This window comes from Pseudoxanthomonas sacheonensis, from assembly GCF_010093305.1.
Classification (GTDB): Bacteria; Pseudomonadota; Gammaproteobacteria; order Xanthomonadales; family Xanthomonadaceae; genus Pseudoxanthomonas_A; species Pseudoxanthomonas_A sacheonensis.
In genome coordinates this window covers 13,332-31,765 of the sequence record NZ_PDWS01000020.1, presented here as the reverse complement: position 1 = coordinate 31,765, position 18,434 = coordinate 13,332, and the positions used below count along the sequence as shown (strand labels likewise).

The 18,434-nt window shown below is 65.1% G+C and carries 17 protein-coding genes and 1 pseudogene; 12 read left to right on the top strand and 6 right to left on the bottom strand.

What is annotated here, in order from left to right; genetic code table 11:
- Window positions 1–43: 43 nt before the first annotated feature.
- Together pip and prmC are read right to left on the bottom strand one after the other, a co-directional pair.
- Window positions 44–988: a prolyl aminopeptidase gene (gene pip / locus CSC73_RS15440; RefSeq protein WP_163842011.1), complete on the bottom strand. Its 945-nt coding sequence runs from the start codon at window positions 986–988 to the stop codon at window positions 44–46.
- Between the two features lie 303 nt (window positions 989–1,291).
- Complete coding sequence (gene prmC / locus CSC73_RS15435; RefSeq protein WP_163842008.1) at window positions 1,292–2,125, bottom strand: peptide chain release factor N(5)-glutamine methyltransferase; 834 nt, start codon at window positions 2,123–2,125, stop codon at window positions 1,292–1,294.
- Window positions 2,126–2,303: 178 nt separating this feature from the next.
- Between prmC and ahpC the strand changes: the two genes are divergently transcribed.
- From ahpC to CSC73_RS15410, 5 genes are all read left to right on the top strand, one after another.
- Window positions 2,304–2,867, top strand: coding sequence for an alkyl hydroperoxide reductase subunit C (ahpC, locus tag CSC73_RS15430; RefSeq protein ID WP_163842005.1), 564 nt, complete (start codon window positions 2,304–2,306; stop codon window positions 2,865–2,867).
- Between the two features lie 109 nt (window positions 2,868–2,976).
- On the top strand, window positions 2,977–4,575 hold the full coding sequence (gene ahpF / locus CSC73_RS15425) for an alkyl hydroperoxide reductase subunit F (RefSeq protein ID WP_163842002.1): 1,599 nt from the start codon (window positions 2,977–2,979) through the stop codon (window positions 4,573–4,575).
- Between the two features lie 163 nt (window positions 4,576–4,738).
- Window positions 4,739–5,704, top strand: coding sequence for a LysR substrate-binding domain-containing protein (locus tag CSC73_RS15420; protein WP_163841999.1), 966 nt, complete (start codon window positions 4,739–4,741; stop codon window positions 5,702–5,704).
- Between the two features lie 29 nt (window positions 5,705–5,733).
- On the top strand, window positions 5,734–6,702 hold the full coding sequence (locus tag CSC73_RS15415) for a transaldolase (RefSeq protein WP_163841996.1): 969 nt from the start codon (window positions 5,734–5,736) through the stop codon (window positions 6,700–6,702).
- A complete protein-coding gene (locus tag CSC73_RS15410; protein WP_163841991.1) occupies window positions 6,699–7,340 on the top strand; it encodes a hypothetical protein in 642 nt (213 codons plus the stop codon). Before CSC73_RS15415 ends, CSC73_RS15410 begins: the two co-directional genes overlap by 4 nt.
- A gap of 112 nt (window positions 7,341–7,452) precedes the next feature.
- On the opposite strand, the gene CSC73_RS15405 is transcribed toward CSC73_RS15410, so the two are convergent.
- Both CSC73_RS15405 and CSC73_RS15400 read right to left on the bottom strand, forming a co-directional pair.
- Window positions 7,453–9,714, bottom strand: coding sequence for a GGDEF domain-containing protein (locus CSC73_RS15405; RefSeq protein ID WP_163841988.1), 2,262 nt, complete (start codon window positions 9,712–9,714; stop codon window positions 7,453–7,455).
- On the bottom strand, window positions 9,674–9,937 hold the full coding sequence (locus CSC73_RS15400; protein ID WP_163841985.1) for a putative signal transducing protein: 264 nt from the start codon (window positions 9,935–9,937) through the stop codon (window positions 9,674–9,676). Before CSC73_RS15400 ends, CSC73_RS15405 begins: the two co-directional genes overlap by 41 nt.
- A 125-nt stretch (window positions 9,938–10,062) precedes the next feature.
- On the opposite strand from CSC73_RS15400, the gene CSC73_RS15395 reads away from it, so the two are divergent.
- From CSC73_RS15395 to CSC73_RS15365, 7 genes and pseudogenes are all read left to right on the top strand, one after another.
- The gene (locus CSC73_RS15395; protein WP_163841982.1) at window positions 10,063–11,832 is read left to right on the top strand and encodes a glutamine--tRNA ligase/YqeY domain fusion protein; all 1,770 of its coding nucleotides are present in this window, start codon (window positions 10,063–10,065) and stop codon (window positions 11,830–11,832) included.
- A gap of 145 nt (window positions 11,833–11,977) precedes the next feature.
- Window positions 11,978–12,412, top strand: coding sequence for a hypothetical protein (locus CSC73_RS18700; protein WP_425502333.1), 435 nt, complete (start codon window positions 11,978–11,980; stop codon window positions 12,410–12,412).
- Window positions 12,412–12,975, top strand: coding sequence for a nucleoside deaminase (locus CSC73_RS15385; RefSeq protein WP_163841976.1), 564 nt, complete (start codon window positions 12,412–12,414; stop codon window positions 12,973–12,975). The genes CSC73_RS18700 and CSC73_RS15385 overlap by 1 nt, the downstream gene beginning before the upstream one ends.
- A 117-nt stretch (window positions 12,976–13,092) precedes the next feature.
- Entirely contained in the window at window positions 13,093–14,139 is a 1,047-nt protein-coding gene (rlmM, locus tag CSC73_RS15380) for a 23S rRNA (cytidine(2498)-2'-O)-methyltransferase RlmM (RefSeq protein WP_163841973.1), read from the top strand.
- 116 nt (window positions 14,140–14,255) lie between these two features.
- Window positions 14,256–14,462, top strand: a pseudogene (locus CSC73_RS15375) (alkylphosphonate utilization protein); the annotation flags it as partial.
- Window positions 14,463–14,465: 3 nt separating this feature from the next.
- Complete coding sequence (locus CSC73_RS15370; protein ID WP_093287484.1) at window positions 14,466–14,801, top strand: hypothetical protein; 336 nt, start codon at window positions 14,466–14,468, stop codon at window positions 14,799–14,801.
- An 80-nt stretch (window positions 14,802–14,881) separates the two neighbouring features.
- The gene (locus tag CSC73_RS15365) at window positions 14,882–15,604 is read left to right on the top strand and encodes a hypothetical protein (protein ID WP_163841969.1); all 723 of its coding nucleotides are present in this window, start codon (window positions 14,882–14,884) and stop codon (window positions 15,602–15,604) included.
- Window positions 15,605–15,811: 207 nt separating this feature from the next.
- Here CSC73_RS15365 and CSC73_RS15360 read toward each other — a convergent pair whose 3' ends face one another.
- Both CSC73_RS15360 and ubiH read right to left on the bottom strand, forming a co-directional pair.
- Window positions 15,812–17,002: a UbiH/UbiF family hydroxylase gene (locus CSC73_RS15360; protein ID WP_163841967.1), complete on the bottom strand. Its 1,191-nt coding sequence runs from the start codon at window positions 17,000–17,002 to the stop codon at window positions 15,812–15,814.
- Between the two features lie 211 nt (window positions 17,003–17,213).
- On the bottom strand, window positions 17,214–18,425 hold the full coding sequence (ubiH, locus tag CSC73_RS15355; protein WP_163841964.1) for a 2-octaprenyl-6-methoxyphenyl hydroxylase: 1,212 nt from the start codon (window positions 18,423–18,425) through the stop codon (window positions 17,214–17,216).
- Between the last annotated feature and the right edge of the window lie 9 nt (window positions 18,426–18,434).

Here is an 18,434-nt window from a genome sequence, read left to right as displayed (position 1 = left end):
CCTCTTGCGACCGGAAAGATTCCGGTCGCAGCTTGCGCAGCTCCTACAAAGCGAATTTGTCGGTGGCGGTCACCAGCGCATCCACATGCTCTGCTTCGAACGCCGAGTGCCCCGCCGTCGGCGAGATCACCAGCTGCGCTTTCGGCCAGGCCTTGTGCAAGTCCCAGGCGTTGGCCATCGGGCAGACCACGTCGTAGCGGCCGTGCACGATCACGCCCGGGATGTCGGCGATCCTGTACGCGTCGCGCAGCAACTGGTCCTCCACTTCGAAGAAACCGCCGTTGACGAAGTAATGGTTCTCGATGCGGGCGAAGGCCAGCGCGAAGGCGGCGTCTTGGTGTCCGCTGATGAAATCCTGGTCCACGCGCAGGAAACTGGTAGCGCCTTCCCATACGCTCCACGCGCGGGCCGCAGCCAGGCGGGTGGCTTCGTCTTCGCTGGTCAGGCGGCGGTGGAAGGAAGAGATCAGATCGTGACGCTCCACCGCCGGAATCGGCTCCAGGAAGTGCTCCCATGCATCGGGGAACAGGCGCGAGCAGCCTTCCTGGTAGAACCATTCCAGCTCCCAGCGCCGCAGCATGAAGATGCCGCGCAGGACCAGTTCGGTCACCCGCTGCGGATGTTTCTGCGCGTAGGCCAGCGCCAGGGTGGAACCCCAGCTGCCGCCGAATACCTGCCACCAGTCGATGCCGAGTTTTTCGCGCAGCCGTTCAATGTCCGCGACCAGGTGCCAAGTGGTGTTGTCCACCAGATCCGCATGCGGCGTGGAGCGGCCGGAACCGCGCTGGTCGAACAGCACGATGCGGTATTTGGCCGGGTCGTGGAAACGCCGCATCTTCGGGCTGCAGCCGCCGCCCGGGCCGCCGTGCAGCAGCACCACCGGCTTGCCATGCGGATTGCCGCACTGTTCGTAGTAGAGCGTGTGGCGTTCGTCGACCTTGAGCGTACCGGTGTCGAAGGGTTCGATTTCCGGGTAGAGCTGACGCATGGGTGTGACCTGCGATCTGGGAGCGCGAAGTTTAGCGCAGGGGCGATTGCTTCGTTGTTTCGACGGCAGGCGCGGGTCGCACTTCGCATGCGAACCCCGCCACTCATGAGGTCATCCCAGCGAAAGCTGGAAGTGCTCCTCAACAGCCGAATGGCTGGTCATCCATTTTGACTTTGCTCTTGCTTCAAGGCTTTACGACGAAAAACAAGATCAAGATGGATCCCAGCTTTCGCTGGGATGACGATCGCAAGGATTAGAGCTCCGGCATAACGATGGACATTGCGGTCCTTGCCATGCTCCGCATCACGGCCGACGCCCCAACGTCACTCTATCGCGCGACTCGAGGTCGCGCTCGGTCGCTATTTCGACAAATCCCGCCGCTGCAAACAGTCGCCGGATCGCCGCACCCTGATCGACGCCGTGTTCCAGCAACAACCAGCCGCCGGCCTGAAGGAAATCGTCGGCACCGCGAACCAGTTCGCGGATGTCGTCCAACCCGTCGCTGCCCGAAGACAACGCGGCCGCCGGCTCGAACCGCAGATCGCCTTGCGCAAGATGCGCGTCGCCCTCGGCGATGTACGGCGGATTGCTGGCGATGAGATCGAAGCGTTCGCCTGTCAGCGGCGCAAACCAGCTTCCCTCGCGGAACTGCACGTTGGCGATCGCGTGGTCGTGGGCGTTGCCGCGCGCGACCTGCAAGGCCGCCGCGCTGGCGTCAGTGGCGACGACGCTGCATTGCGGACGCTCCTTGGCGATCGCAAGCGCAATGGCGCCGCTGCCGGTGCCCAGATCGGCGACCCGCAACGGAAGCGCGACCGGCAGCCGCCGCAATGCCAGTTCGACCAGCAGCTCGGTCTCCGGGCGTGGGATCAGCGTGTCGGCCGTGACCGCGAGATCGAGCGTCCAGAAACCGCGCCGGCCGGTGAGATAGGCGACCGGCCGGCCCGATTCGCGCGCCTCGAGCAGCGCCTGGAAGCGCCGCAACGCGGATGCCTCGACGGTTTCGTCGCCATGCGCGTACAGCCAGGACACCGGCTTGTCCAGCGCATGGGCGAGCAAGGGCCTGGCATCGACCATCTCGATGCGTTCACTGGCCTGGCGCAAAACTGCATCCAGTCGGGGCGGGCTCGTATCCATCGGCGACATCGTAGCGGGTGGGACCTGCGGGTATAGCGCCCTGACCGGGTAGGAAGGCCGCAGTCATTCAATAGTCACTACCTATCAATATAATGCCATTAATCGATTAGAGATATCAATCGATCGGCACTAATATTCACAGCACCTATCAATCACCCCACCAACGAAGGAAGCATAGATGTCCCTGATCAATACCCAAGTGAAGCCCTTCACCGCCAATGCCTTCCACAACGGCAAGTTCATCCAGGTTTCCGACGCCGATCTGAAAGGCAACTGGTCCGTGCTGATCTTCATGCCGGCCGCTTTCACCTTCAACTGCCCCACCGAGGTCGAAGACGCCGCCACCCATTACGCCGAGTTCCAGAACGCCGGAGCCGAGGTCTACGTCGTCACCACCGACACGCATTTCTCGCACAAGGTCTGGCACGAGACTTCGCCGGCCGTGGGCAAGGCGCAGTTCCCGCTGGTCGGCGACCCGACCCACCAGCTGACCCGCGCGTTCGACGTGCACATCGACGAGGAAGGCCTGGCCCTGCGCGGCACCTTCATCATCAATCCCGAAGGCGTGATCAAGACCGCGGAAATCCACGACAACGCCATCGCCCGCGACATCAGCGAAACCTTGCGCAAGCTCAAGGCCGCCCGCTACGTCGCCAGCCACCCGGGCGAAGTGTGCCCGGCCAAGTGGAAGGAAGGCGAAAAGACCTTGGCCCCGTCGCTGGACCTGGTCGGCAAGATCTGAACGCTGGCTTCGCAACAACGCTCCACAACAACACTCCTCCCCCAAAGAGGCGATCCCCTCCCCCGTACGCGGGGGAGGGCTTTAATCGGAACCAATACGCGAGTACTCCATGCTTGATGCCGATCTGAAAACCCAGTTGCAGGCCTACCTCCAGAAGGTGACGCGCCCGATCGAAATCGTGGCGTCGCTGGACGACAGCGAAAAATCCCGCGAGATGGAGGAACTGCTCGGCGAGCTGGTCCTGCTCTCCGACAAGATCAGCCTGACCGAACGCCGCGATGCCGATGCGCATACGCCCTCCTTCGCCCTGAACAGCCCTGGCCACGACATCCATCTGCGCTTCGCGGGCATTCCGATGGGCCACGAATTCACTTCGCTGGTGCTGGCGCTGCTGCAGGTCGGCGGCCATCCCTCGCGCGCGGCGCAGGACGTGATCGAACAGATCAAGAGCCTGGAAGGCCCGGGCCCTGGCGGCGTGCTCAAGTTCGAGACCTATTTCTCGCTCAGCTGCCAGAACTGCCCCGATGTGGTGCAGGCGCTGAACCTGATGGCGGTGCTGAACCCCAATATCCACCACGTCGCCATCGACGGCGCGCTGTTCCAGCAGGAAGTCGAAGCGCGCCAGGTGATGGCGGTGCCCACCGTCTACCTCAACGGCGAAGTCTTCGGCCAGGGCCGCATGGAAGTGGAAGAGATCGTCGCCAAGCTGGACACCGGCGCGACTGCGCGCGATGCGAAGAAGCTCGCGGCCAAGGCGCCCTTCGACGTGCTGATCGTCGGCGGCGGCCCGGCCGGCGCGGCGGCGGCCATCTATGCCGCGCGCAAGGGCATCCGCACCGGCGTGGTGGCCGAACGCTTCGGCGGCCAGGTGCTGGACACCATGGACATCGAGAACTTCATCTCGGTGCAGGAAACCGAAGGCCCGAAGATGGCCGCGCAGCTCGAACAGCACGTGCGCCAGTACGAGGTGGACATCATGAACCTGCAGCGCGCCGAGAAACTGGTGCGCGGCGATGAACTGATCGAAATCCAGCTGGCCAACGGCGCCTCGCTGAAAGGCAAGACCGTGATCCTGACCACCGGCGCGCGCTGGCGGCAGATGAACGTGCCCGGCGAGAACGAATACCGCAACAAGGGCGTGGCCTACTGCCCGCACTGCGACGGCCCGCTGTTCAAGGGCAAGCGCGTGGCGGTGATCGGCGGCGGCAACTCCGGCGTGGAAGCGGCCATCGACCTGGCCGGCATCGTCAGCCACGTCACCCTGATCGAATTCGACCACCAGCTGCGCGCCGACGAGGTGCTGCAACGCAAGCTGCGCAGCCTGCCCAACGTCAAGGTCGTCACCTCGGCCATGACCACCGAAGTCACCGGCGACGGCCAGAAGGTCAACGGCCTGGTCTACGAGGACCGCGGCAACAATGTGAAGCACGCGCTGGCGTTGGAAGGCGTGTTCGTGCAGATAGGCCTGCTGCCGAATACCGAATGGCTGAAGGGCACGATCGACTTGTCCCCGCGCGGCGAGATCATCGTCGACGAACGCGGTCAGACTTCGCTGCCCGGCGTGTTCGCCGCCGGCGATGTGACCACGGTGCCGTACAAGCAGATCGTGATCGCGATGGGCGAAGGTTCCAAGGCCGCGCTGAGCGCGTTCGATCACCTGATCCGGACTTCCGCACCTGTCGAGGAAGCGGAAGCGCAGGCGGCGTGAGCTTTTGCTCCCTTCTCCCGCCGGGAGAAGGTGGCGCGAAGCGCCGGATGAGGGAGGGAGAATTCCAACCCACGGAAAGTCCGTTACAAGCTGACAACCCATTCCCTCATCCGCCCTCCGGGCACCTTCCCCCGGAGGGGGAAGGAAAAGCTACTCTTCCCCAATGAACCTCCGCGACCTCAAGTACCTGCTGGCTCTCGCCGACCACAAGCACTTCGGCCGCGCGGCGGCGGCGTGCTTCGTCAGCCAGCCCACGCTGTCCACCCAGATCAGGAAGCTGGAAGAGGAACTTGGCGTGTCGCTGGTGGAACGCGCGCCGCGCAAGGTCATGCTGACGCCCGCGGGCCGCGATGCCGCCGAACGCGCGCGCCGCATCGTCGCCGAAGTGGAGCAGATGAAGGAAGCCGCGCGCCGCAGCCAGGACCCGGAAGCCGGCACGGTGCGGCTGGGCATCTTCCCCACGCTCGGACCCTATCTGCTGCCGCACGTCATTCCGCGCATACGCGAGCGGTTCCCCAACCTGGAACTGCTGCTGGTGGAAGAGAAGAGCGACGTGCTGCTGTCGCGCCTGCACGAAGGAAAACTGGATGCAGCGCTGCTGGCGCTGCCCGTGCACGACGATCAGCTGCACAGCGAGTTCCTGTTCGAGGAACCGTTCCTGCTGGCGGTGCCGGAGAACCATCCGCTGGCCCGACTCGATTCGCTGAGCCTGGGCGAACTCTCCAATCAGAAGCTGCTGCTGCTGGAAGACGGCCATTGCCTGCGCGAGCAGGCGCTGGAAGTCTGCCGGCTGTCGGGCGCGAACGAGAAATCCGAATTCCGCGCCACCAGCCTGGAAACGCTGCGGCAGATGGTCGCCGCCAACGTGGGCATCACCCTGTTGCCCACGTTGGCGATCAAACCGCCCGTGGCCCGATCACAGAACATACATTTGCTAGGCTTCAGCGACTCGCATCCCAGCCGCCAGATTGCGATGCTATGGCGCAGGAGTTCGGCGATGGCCGGGTTCCTGCTGGAGCTGTCGAAGGTATTCTCCGAACTGCCGGCGGAACTGTTCTCGCCCACTCCCGAAATCGGCCTGCAGCCGCCCCTGCCTCCGGGCAGGAAACCTGCCGGCAAACGCCACTGAATCCCCCTATCAGGACAACCAAAAGCACCATGACCTCCGCATCGAAACTGCAACAACTCCGCGAGCTTTCCGTCGTGGTCGCCGATACCGGCGACTTCGATGCGGTCAAGCGTCTGCGCCCGGTCGACTGCACCACCAACCCCACCCTGGTGCGCAAGGCGCTGGACCTGCCGGTCTACGCGGACGCCATCGAGAAAGAACTGGCCTGGGCGCGCACGCAATCGGACGACAGGCAAGCGCTGGTCGAAGAAGTGGCCGACCGGCTGACCATCGCGGTGGGTTCGGCCCTGGCCGGGCTGGTCCCGGGTCGCGTGTCGACGGAAGTGGACGCCGATCTGGCCCACGACACCGAAGCCACGGTGAAGAAAGCGCACAAATTCATCGACATGTACGCCGCGCGCGGCATCGGCCGCGAACGCATCCTGATCAAGGTCGCCGCCACCTGGGAAGGCGTGGAAGCGGCGCGCCGGCTGCAGCGCGACGGCATCGACTGCAACCTGACCCTGATCTTCAACCGCACCCAGGCCCTGGCCTGTTCGGAAGCGGGCGCGTTCCTTATTTCGCCGTTCGTGGGCCGCATCCTGGACTGGTACGTGGCGCGCGGCGAAGCGCCGGCGAACATCGATGCGGACCCGGGCGTGGTGTTCGTGCGCGGCGTCTACGATGAATTCAAGCGCCGCGGATCGCCGACGGTGGTGATGGGCGCCTCGTTCCGTTCCACTGCGCAGATCGAAGCGCTGGCCGGTTGCGACCGCCTGACCATTTCGCCGGACCTGCTGGAGAAACTGGAAGCGGAAACCGGCGAACTGCCGCGCAAGCTTTCGCCCGCCAAGCCGGAAACCAATGCCGATACGCCTATCGACGCGACGCGCTTCGCCAGGGACCTGGCGGACGATCCCATGGCGACCGAAAAACTGCGCGACGGCATCGCCGCGTTCGCCAAGGATCTGGTGGGTTTGCGCCAGACCATCGCCGAACGACTGTCCGCCACCGCGTGAACCTGCGCAACTTCCTGATCGCCTGCCTGGTGCTGGGCGCGCTGGGCTGGTGGTATTCCTCGCACTCGCCACGCAAAGTGAGCGCACCCGGCGGTGTATCCACCACCGCCGGATGTCCGCTGCCGCCTCTGGTGAACGCAGGCGAGGCGCCGCTGCAGAGCGACGTGCCCGCTTCGATGCCGCCATTCGCATTGAACGCCGCGACGCTTCAGCCCTTGGCGGGTTTCAGCATCGAGGCGCGGGTGCTGTCGCGCGAGGACTACAGCCTGGGGCGGGAGGCCGATCTTTCGCCCACCGATCTGGCGCTGGGCTGGAAAACCATGCGCGACGAAGCCGTGTTGTCGCAGTTGGACATCAGCCAGTCCTCGCGCTGGTACAACTACCGTTGGGAAGACCAGCCCCCGTTACCGCCCGGAGAAATCGCGCAGAACAGCGCCAACATGCACATGATTCCGGCCAGCGATGCGGTGGCCGACGCGCTTGCCCATGTCGGCAAGGGCGACAGCGTGCGCATCGATGGCTGGCTGGTGGAAGCCAGGGCTCCTGACGGCTGGCGCTGGCGCAGTTCGACCACTCGCGAAGACACCGGCGGCGGCGCCTGCGAAGTGGTCTACGTGTGCGGCATCACGCGGCTTTGATCCACGCGCAAGAGCAGGCGCTTTCGCTCTCGTCTTTGTAGAGCCGAGCAAGCTCGGCTCTACAAAGACGAAGAGCATTGCGGCCTTCGGGCGCTCGCATCGAGTACTTGTTTCAAGGATTCCGGGCTGCCAGAACCACCCGGTTGCGGCCCTCGCGCTTGGCCGCGTAAAGCGCGCGGTCCGCTCTTTCCAGCGCGGCGGCCGCAGTCTGTTCGTGGGCAAGACGCATCGCCACGCCCACGCTGACCGTCAGTTTCACTGGCTGGCCCTGCCAGTCCACCGTCGACTCCTCGATCTGCAGGCGGATCCGCTCGCCGATTTCCCACGCCTGCCCCTCCTTCGGACCGGGCAGCAGCACCAGGAATTCCTCGCCGCCGTACCGTCCCAGCAGATCGCCCGGCCGCAAGGTATGGATCAGGACCTGCGCCAGATGCCTGAGGCATTGATCGCCGCAGGCATGGCCATAGGTGTCGTTGACCAGTTTGAAAGCGTCCACGTCGATGAACAGCAACGCCAGGGTCTGGTCCTGTTTGTGCGCTTCGATGAAAGCATGGCTCAGCGCCAGGTCGATGGCATTGCGGTTGAGCACGCCGGTCAATGCGTCCAGCTCGGCGGAGCGGCGCAGTTTATGCGTCTCGCGGGCTTCGGCGGTCTGCTGCAATACCAGGTGCCCGAACTGTTCGGCCAATGCGAGCTCTTCCGCGCTGAACGCCTGCGGACCCACCCGCTCCAGCAGGGCCACGCCCACGTCGCCCTTGCCCGTGGTCAGCGGCACCGCCGCATAGACCATGCTCGCCGCACGCGGCTGCGCGCTTCCCGGCACCGGATTCATGATCAGCTCGGTCATCGGCAACTTGCGCTGCGCCACCGCGCGCAGCGTCGCATCGTTGACGTCGATCAACGCGGATATGCGCGAGGTATGGGTGACCGGCTCGGTGATCCGGGTCTGGTCGTAGCCCGGACGGGAAAGGACGATGGTGGCCGAATTCAACTGCAGCCAGGGCAGCAGGCTTTCCATCGCCATCTGGACCGCGTACCACTCCATGTCCTTGGGAGCGACTTCACGCAGGCGCTTGCGCAGCAGACCGGCCAGATTGGTATAAGCCTGCTGCTGCAACAGCCGCTGTTCGCTGGCCTTGCGGGCCGTGCGCTCCTGCTCGTGCTTGAGGCGGAAATCGGCGATGCGGCCGATCAACGCTACCACCAGCACCACCGCCACCAGCACCAGCCCGATCTGGTAGCCGGAACGGCCCCAGAACGGATGCGCCATTCCACGCACGCTCAGCTCGAACATCGTGCAACTGATGCCGAGCACGATCAGTGCGGTCAGCAGCGGCCAGCCCAGCCACGCCTTGCGCAGGATGGCGGCGAAGAAGGCGACCATCGCAAGCGCGGCCGCCGCCGCCCAGCCGATGATCACCAGCGTCTGCATGGTCGTCGGAGCGAACGCGAAGCCGCACAAACCAGCCGCGGCCAGGGCGGCCATCGCCGATGCGCCGGCGACGGGAACCCAGCGCAGCCAGAAATTGTCAGGACGCCGGCCCGCGAAATCGCGCGCCGTGCAGATTCCGGATGCGCTCACCAGCAGCATGGCGATATTGGTGCCCTGCCCGCCCAGCGGCTTCAGCCAGGCCAGGAAGGGAACCGTGTAGGCATGCCCGTTGACCACCAGCATCAACAGGAACGAGGTGCTGACGAAGGCCAGGAAGCTCAGGAACGCGAGCTCGCGCGCACCCAGGCAAAGCGATATCGCGACGATGGCCAGCACCAGCATGCAGGCGTACAACGCGACCGCGACGGCCAGTTCCCTTTTGTCCTGCTCGGCTCCCAGCGGCATGCGCACGACCTGCGGGCGCAAGGTACGCGCCAACTCGCTACTGGCGGTCACCTCGACGCTGACCGGTCCGCGCCATTCGGCAGGAAGCGTTTGCGAAAAGGCCATCGGCAGCAGCCCATCGTGGGGCTGGGGGTGGAAGAAATCCTGCGCCGGCGGGCGCCAGCCGGGAGCCTGCAGCCGCAACTCCTTCAGCTCGACCCGGTTGAATCTGAGCTGCCAGGGGGACTCCTCCGGCCCGCGGCCGGGCAGATCGAAGCGCAACCGGAACCGCGCCGGACTTCCTTCCGGCGGAAGCACCACGCCTTGCCCGTCCAGGCTGAGGTGGGCGCGCGGTTGCGCATCCAGCAACTCCAGGGCGACCGGAATTTCCAGAGGCTGCGCCACCGGGCTTCGGGCCTGCGCAATGCCTTCCCAAGCCAGGGTCAGCGACAGGAGCAGAAGGCCCCATGCCAGCCACCACGGGCCCGGGCTCCGCACGGCGCGCAAGCACGAACCGCTATGCCGTGGCAGGCAGCGCATCCGGATCTCCTTCGCCATGGCTGCCGCACTCCTGCGCCAGCGGCAACTCCTTCAGGCAGGCCATCGCCTCATCGATGTGGGAATCCGGAACGCAGACCCGCAAGACGCCGAACAGCGGCAGCTCGCCCGCGCCTCCCAGCAGGGATTCGCCAAAAATGAACGCCGGAATATCCAGGCCTTCCAGCGCATGTTTGGCCAGGTGGGCCTCGATCAGGTTGTTTGCGCGATAAACGACTTGCACGGCGGCTCCCCCCGGACACCGGGCCCAGAGTAACCCCAGTTGCGGCCAAAACCATGGCCTGCCCGCAGGAAGTGCACGGGCGCGTCGGCTAAACTGTGACCCCGAACGCAAGGCTCCCTCACCGCATGTCCGCCGCACCTTCCGACACCTCCGCGCCTCACGATGCCCACGCAAGTCCCGCGGCCGGCGAGAAGAACGACTTCATCCGCCAGATCGTCCGCGAGGACCTGGCCAGCGGCAAGCACGCGGTCGTGCATACCCGTTTCCCGCCCGAACCCAACGGCTACCTGCACATCGGGCACGCCAAGGCCATCTGCCTGAACTTCGGCATCGCCGGCGAATTCAGTGGTGTCTGCAACCTGCGTTTCGACGACACCAACCCGGCCAAGGAGGACCCCGAGTTCGTCGCCGCCATCCAGGACGACGTGCGCTGGCTGGGCTTCGAATGGGCCTCGTTGCGGCATGCCTCGGACTATTTCGAGGTGTACTACCTGGCCGCAGAAAAACTGATACGGGACGGCCTGGCTTACGTGGACGATCTGGATCCGCATTTCATGCGCGAATTCCGCGGCACCCTGGTCATCCCGGGACGCAATTCTCCGTACCGCGATCGTTCGGTCGAAGAAAATCTCGACCTGTTCCGGCGCATGCGCGCGGGCGAATTCCCGGACGGCGCGCGCACCCTGCGCGCCAAGATCGACATGGCCAGCGGCAACATGAACCTGCGCGATCCCGCGCTGTACCGCATCAAGCACGTCGAACACCAGAACACCGGCAACGCCTGGCCTATCTATCCGATGTACGACTTCGCCCATGCGCTGGGCGATGCGATCGAAGGCATCACCCATTCGCTGTGCACGCTGGAGTTCGAGGACCACCGCCCGCTGTACGACTGGTGCGTGGACAAGGTGGCGCTGACCGCGCATCCCGAATTGCTGCAGCCCCTGCTGGACCGCGGCCTGCCGAAGGAAGCCGCCAAGCCGCGCCAGATCGAATTCTCCCGCCTCAACATCAACTACACGGTGATGAGCAAGCGCAAGCTGACCACGCTGGTCGGCGACAAGCTGGTGGACGGTTGGGACGACCCGCGCATGCCGACCCTGCAAGGCCTGCGCCGCCGCGGCTACACGCCGGCCTCGCTGCGCCTGCTGATCGACCGGGTCGGCATCAGCAAGCAGAACTCGCTGATCGACTTCAGCGTACTGGAAGGCAGCCTGCGCGACGATCTGGACGCGGCCGCGCCGCGGCGGATGGCGGTGATCGATCCGGTCAAGTTGGTGCTTGCGAATCTGCCGGAAGACCACGACGAGACGCTGACGTTTTCCAACCACCCGAAGGACGAAAGCTTCGGCAAACGCGAGATTCCGTTCTCGCGCGAGCTGTGGATCGAACGCGAGGATTTCGCCGAAGTGCCGCCCAAGGGCTTCAAGCGGCTGATTCCCGGCGGCGAAGTGCGCCTGCGCGGCGCCGGCATCGTGCGTTGCGAGGAGGTGGTCAAGAACCAGGCTGGCGAAATCGTCGAACTGCGCGGCTGGCTGGATCCCGAATCGCGCCCCGGCATGGAAGGCGCCGAGCGCAAGATCAAGGGCACCATCCACTGGGTCAGCGCCAGGCACGCGGTGCCGGCAGAATTCCGACTGTACGACCGCCTGTTCACTGTGCCCGATCCGGACGATGAATCCGAAGGCAAGACCTACCAGGATTACCTCAACCCGGAATCGCGCAAATCCGTGCGCGGCTATGTCGAACCGGCCGCCGCAAGCGCGGCGCCGGAGCAGTCGTTCCAGTTCGAACGCATCGGTTATTTCGTCGCCGACCGTCGGGATCATCATAGCGGGGCGCCGGTATTCAATCGCAGTGTGACGCTGCGGGATACGTGGGCGGCAAAAAGCTGATGTTGGTGTACGGCCGCACCAGAAAAACGACCGTCATCCCCGCGAAGGCGGGGACCCAGTGCCTTTGCCTTTCAGAGCCTTGAGTCGCCGGATCCCCGCTTTCGCGGGGACGGCGACTGATTTATCTGATTACAGGAGATACGCCATGCGCCTCATCGCCTCAATACTGATCTCGCTAACCATCGCGCTTTCGCTGACTTCCTGCGCAGCCCCTACAGCCACCGAACCGGCTACCGGCAACCTTGCAGGCTCCACGCCGCCACCGCCGCCGGCCCCACCCGCGCCGCCATCCGCGCCACCGATGTCTTCGCCTACTCCGCCACGTCCAGTGCGCGCGGAAGTGACCATCGACACTTCCTGCAAGACCAGCGCCGACTGCGCGGTGAAGAACGTCGGCAACTGCTGCGGGGCGATGCCCGCCTGCGTCAACAAGGACAGTCCGACCGATCCTGCAGCCGTGCAGGCCGCTTGCGCCGCCAAGGGAATGATGAGCGTCTGCGGCTTCGCCGAGATCAGCGCCTGCCAATGCGACAACGGCCGATGCGCGCCCGCCGGCGGTACGGCGCCGCAGGTCCAGTGATGCTCTACGCGCAAGTCCATCTGACCCTGCCCGCCTGGGTGCACGAAACCGTCGACGCATCGCTGGTTTACCCCAGCGATGCCGGTAAGGTGGCGCTGGCCATCGAGCTCTCGCGCATCAATATCGATGCGAACACCGGCGGGCCCTTCGGCGCCGTGGTCTTCGGACCGGACGACCGCATCATCTCGGTCGGCGTCAATCGCGTGCTGCCGCAGAACACTTCGCTGGCCCATGCCGAAAACATGGCCTACATGCTGGCCCAGCAACGCCTGCAGACCGCGCGCCTCAACGAACGCGTGGGCGGAACGGTGACGCTGGCCACTTCGTCGCAACCCTGCTGCCAGTGCTACGGCGCCACAGTGTGGGCCGGCATCGACCGTCTGCTGATCGGCGCACGCGCCGAAGACGTGATGGAGCTGACCGAATTCGACGAAGGCCCGCTTCCGGCCGACTGGATAGGCGAATTGAACAAACGCGGCATCGAAGTGGTCCGCGACCTCAACCGCGATGCGGCGCGCGAAGTCCTGCGCAGCTACGGCGAACGCGGCGGCGACCGTTATTGACGCAATCTACCTGCGTAGGAGCGACGTGAGTCGCGAATTGATCGCCGGCCAATTGCCGGCGATTGAATTCTCAATAGTACCCTTCGCGACTCACGTCGCTCCTACGGCGCATCGCTCATGATCGGCCTCCTCTGCTATTGCCGACAAGGTTTCGAGCCCGAGCTGGCTGCGGAGCTGACCCAGCGCGCCACCCTCGCCGGCCATCCCGGCTATGCGCGCACCGAACGCAACAGCGCCCACGTGGTCTTCGTCTGCGACGACGGCGCGGCGCTTTCGGAAGCGTTGCCATGGCGCGAACTGATCTATGCGCGGCAGAAACTGCGGTTGATCGCCGAACTGCGCGGGCTCGACCCGAAGGACCGCATCGCTCCCATGCTCGCTGCGCTGGCGGGCCAATCCCGCTTCGGCGATCTGTGGGTCGAGCATCCCGATTCGGATGTCGCCAAACCATTGGCCGGATTGGCGCGCAGCTTCGGCAATGCGTTGCGTCCGGCATTGCGCAAAGCCGGTCTGATGGCGGACAAGGAAAATCCGCGGCTTCCCCGATTGCACGTCGTCTTCGTGGACGGCGACCATGCCTTCCTGGCTATTGCCGATCCTCAAGACAGTTCCCCTTGGCCGCTGGGCATCCCTCGCCTGAAACTCCTCTCGGACGCCCCTTCGCGTTCGGCCTTGAAACTCGAAGAAGCCCTGCTGACGCTACTCGACCCACAGGAGCGCGAAACGCTGCTGAAAGCGGGTATGACCGCCGCCGACCTGGGCGCCGCGCCGGGCGGCTGGACCTGGATCCTCACCCGCCATCACCTGCGCGTGATCAGCGTGGACAACGGCCCTCTGCGCCAGAACGTGATGGACAGCGGACTGGTGGAACACCTGCGCGCGGACGGTTTCCAATGGAAGCCTTCGCAATCGCTGGACTGGATGGTCTGCGACATGGTGGAGCAACCCAGGCGCGTGGCCGAACGCATGGCCACCTGGTTCCGCGAAGGCTGGTGCAGGCATGCGGTCTTCAATCTGAAGCTGCCGATGAAGAAACGCTGGGACGAGACGCGCTTGTGCCTGGATCTTTTCGCCGAACAATCCGAAAGGCCGGTGACCATTCGCGCCAAGCAGCTTTATCATGACCGCGAGGAAATCACCGTCTTCGCCACCGCAACACGATGACGCCTTCCTTGTAGGAGCGGGCCCTGCCCGCGACCGAGCCTGACCGGTAGAGCTTCGTCGCGGGCAGGGCCCGCTCCTACAATGGCAATGCACCTTACGAAGGAACCGCTATGAACGTAAAAGACAGCAACGGCACTCCGCTCAGCGACGGCGATTCGGTCACCGTCATCAAGGACCTCAAGGTCAAGGGCACTTCGCTGACGATCAAGCGCGGCACGCTGATCAAAGGCATCCGCCTGACCGACGACGAGGAAGAGATCGAATGCAAGGTCGAGAAGATCAAGGATCTGGTGCTGAAGACCTGCTTCCTCAAAAAGGCCTGAGCCATGGCCGCGACCTGGATCACCATCGCCGCGTCCTCGTTGCCCGAAATCATCCGCATGGCGCGCCCTTTGTTCACCCGCACGCCGCAGGTGGACAACAGCCACCAGCCGCGAATGGATTTGATCGGCGAGCAGATCGCCCAGCTGCAGGATGCGGCGACGCAGAATGCGGACTCGATCAAGAAGCTGGCCACCGACATGCAGAAGACCATCGAAGTCCTGCAGGTGGGCGCCGATCAGGCGGAGCGCCGATTGCGCCGCGCCAGCCAGCTGACCTTGATCGCGACCACCGTCGCAATTCTGGCTTTTGCCCTCGCCGCCTACGCACTGGCGCGCTGAGCGGTGCCGCTGGCGCCGCCGGGATCTCATTCCCTGCAACGCCACCGTGGCAAGCTACTCCCCTGAAGAGGACAGCGGCCATGCAACCCATCGAACTCAAGGACCCCGCCGGGTTCGCCAACGAATTCCTGCGACTGACCCTGCTGCAGGGTTTCCAGTCGCTGACCAAACGCGATCTGGAGCTGCTGATCTTCGTGCTGCTTGAACGCGACGGCGCCATCCAGCGCAGCGATTCCAATGCCGCCGCCGCATTGCGCCTGCGGGTGACTCCGGCCAAGGTCAAGGCGTTGCGCCGCGACGGCTACGCGCGCTGGCGGGCGCTGGTGCCGGAGGAAAGCGATGCGGCCCTGCAACGGATCGTGGCCAGCGTGCTGACCGAAGACAACCTGCGTTCCGGCGCCAAGCACGTCAGCGAGCGCAGCAAGAAGGAAGGTTTCCTGGCGGTCCGCATAGAGCACCCGGACGACCAGCAGCAATTCGAGCAGGCCATCCTCGACGTAGGCGCGCTGCCGGTCTACGAACGCAACCGCGACGTGGTGGCGGTGCGTTTCGACACTCTGCTCAAGATCGCCGAGAAATGGGGCTACCTGCAGCCCGATCCCAAGGCCATCGCCGACCAGTTGAACAGGCTGGCGCCCGCTGCCGAAGAAGTCGCCGACCTGTTGAAGAAGGACGTGACCAAATTGCGCTGGCAGGAAGTGCGCAATGCGCTCAACAGCCTGGGGGCGAAGGCGATCGCGAGTACCGCCGAAGGCGGGTTGAAGGGGTTGTTGAAGATCGTGTTTCCCTTCATTCCAGGTTGACGGCTTATTTCGAGCTAACGACTTTCAGCGCCCGGCAATAACTCGACCGTCATCCCCGCGAAGGCGGGGACCCAGCGACTTGGCTTTTGTCGCGTAAAGCTTAAAGTCCCTGGATCCCCGCCTTCGCGGGGATGACGATTGAAGATTTGACGCGAAGAACGCCCCTCCTCAATCCTCCCCTCCAGTCGGAGGTGAAGAAGGCAAAAGCTACAACCCCGAAGCCTTGCGCCAGAACAGCGCCGCCAGCGGCGGCAGTTTCCCTGCCATTCCCAATGCGAACCCGCGCAACAGCGTGGCGTGCATATCGTCGTTCGAGAACGCCTGGTTGATGCCGTCGAACGCGTAGGCCGCGGCCGCATTCTCGCTGCGGCACTCGCGCGCCCAGCGTGCGAGGCGGTGCGGCGAGGACCAGTCCGCGCGCCGCGACTGCGCATCGGCGATGGCGTTCCGCAGCCTGGCCACGTCGCGCAAACCCAGGTTGACGCCCTGCCCGGCCAGCGGATGCACCACATGCGCCGCATCGCCCATCAGCAGCACTTTGCCGGAAACATAGGCGTCGGCCAGCTGGCGACGCAGAGGGAAGGCGGCGCGGCGGGAGACCGCATGCACTTCGCCCAGCCGCGCTTCGAAGGCGCGGGTCAGTTCGCGGTCGAAGGCATCGTCCTGCAGCGCCAATACGCGATCGGCTTCTTCGTTCGGCAGCGTCCAGACGATGGAGCTGCGCCCCTCCACGAACGGCAGGAAAGCGAGCGGACCGCTTGGCAGGAACCGCTGCCATGCGGTCTGTTCGTGGGATTTTCCGGTTTCGACGAAAGCCACCACGCCGCGCTGCCGGTAATCGTGCGCGGACACCTGCAGGCCCGCCAGCTGGCGCAACGTGGAATCGGCGCCGTCGGCGGCAATGGCGAGCCGCGTCTCCAGGCGCGTGCCGTCGTCCAACCGCAGACGCACGCCGCCGGTTCCGGTCGAAGCGCCATCCTGCTCCATCGACTCGACCCGCGCAGGGCAATGCAGCCGCACGCCCGCCGCCGGCAGCGCCGCCCACAGGCGATCGGTCAGCAGGTTGTTCTCGACGATCCAGCCCAACTGGTCGCGGCCCAGCAGGTCGGCGTCGAACGACAACTCGCCGCCGCCCGACGCATCCCATACCCGCATCCGGCGATAGGCTTGCGCACGCGCGCCGCGCACGGAATCCCAGACTCCCAGGTTGTCGAACAGCGCCGCATTGTCCGGCGCGAAAGCATAGACGCGCAGGTCCGGCGTACCGGCGGACCAATGCGCAGGTTCGCGCCCTTCGACCAGTGCGACTTCCAGGCCCAGCTTGGCAAGCGACAGTGCACAGGCCGCACCCACCACGCCGCCGCCGACTACGGCTACATCAAGACCGCGGCGGCTCATGGATGCGCCTTTTCGAGGTTTCCTACCGACGCGCGAAGAGCAAATCCCCCCTGCCCCCCTTTTTCAAAGGGGGGAACAGCCCGGACGCTTTCAATTCTGATTGACCCCGGCAGAGGGATCGGCTTACACATCTTCTTGCAGAAGACATGACCACTCTCCCTTTGAAAAAGGGGGGCAGGGGGGATTTGCTCTTCGCGCACTCCATGAAAACTCATCGGCACAACTCCGGCACTTCGCCACGGAACCCCATCGCCCCGCCCACCAGCATCGACTGCAATGCGACCGAATTATCGGCCGCCAGCAAACCCAAGCTGCGCAGTGGCCGCAGCAGTGGTGACGCGTTGCCGGTGACGCGCGCCAGGCCATCGGAAAATTCCAGCGTGCGTCGTCGATCCTCGCTGCGTCGTTGCGCATAGCGGTCCAGCAATGCGGTTGCGCCCGGGTCGGGCGCATGTTCGATCAACTCGGCCAGAGTCAGGGCATCGCGCAGGCCCAGGTTGAAGCCCTGCGCGCCGATCGGATGGATGGTCTGCGCGGCATTGCCCAGCAGCACCGCGCGCGCGGCGGTCGTGCGCTCGGCCACCACTTTGACGATGGGATAGACGCTGCGTTCGCCGGTGGCGAGGAAACGTCCCACGCGCCAGCCGAATGCCCGCTGGATACGCTCCATCCACGCTGCGTCATCGAGCGCTGCGACTTCTTCCGCCTGTTCGTTGGCTACGCCATGCACCACGCCGAAATGGCGGTCGCCACGCGGCAGCAGCGCGGTCGGGCCGTGTTCGCCGAAACGCTCGTAGGCGGTGCCGTCCGGCGCCTGTTCGGCGCGCATGCGGGCGACGAACAGGGTCTGCCGGTAATCGTGTTCGCTGGCGGCGATGCCCAGAGCTTCGCGCAGGCCGCTGCGCGTGCCGTCGGCAGCGACCAGCAGGCGCGCGCGGAGTTCGCGCTCGCCCTGTGCGTCGGCGATGCGCAAGCTGCGCGATTCTTGCTGCGAACCGCCCAGACCGACGAAGCGGGCGGGCCGGTACCGCGTGAGCCGCTCCAGTTCCGACAGCCGCGCTTCCAATGCCTCGCCGAAATCGCGCGCCACCACGACCTGCCCGAAAGCTTCGCGGCCGTAATCGGCCGCTTCCAGCCGGGTTCTGCCGAAGTCGCCCTGGCGGCTGACATGGATGCGCCGGATCGGGCCGGTGGGCGCGCGCAGCTTCGCCATCACGCCCAGCGCGGTCAATGCGTTGACCGTGGCGCCGGCGAAACTGAGGTTGCGCTGGTCGAACACCGCCGGCATGACGCCCGCCGGCGTGGCTTCCACCAGGCCGATGTCCAGCCCCAGGCGATCCAATGCGATGGCCAGGCTGGCGCCGACCAGGCCGCCGCCGACGATGAGTACGTCGTGTGCGAATACATCGTGTTTTTCGGTCATGTCCCTATG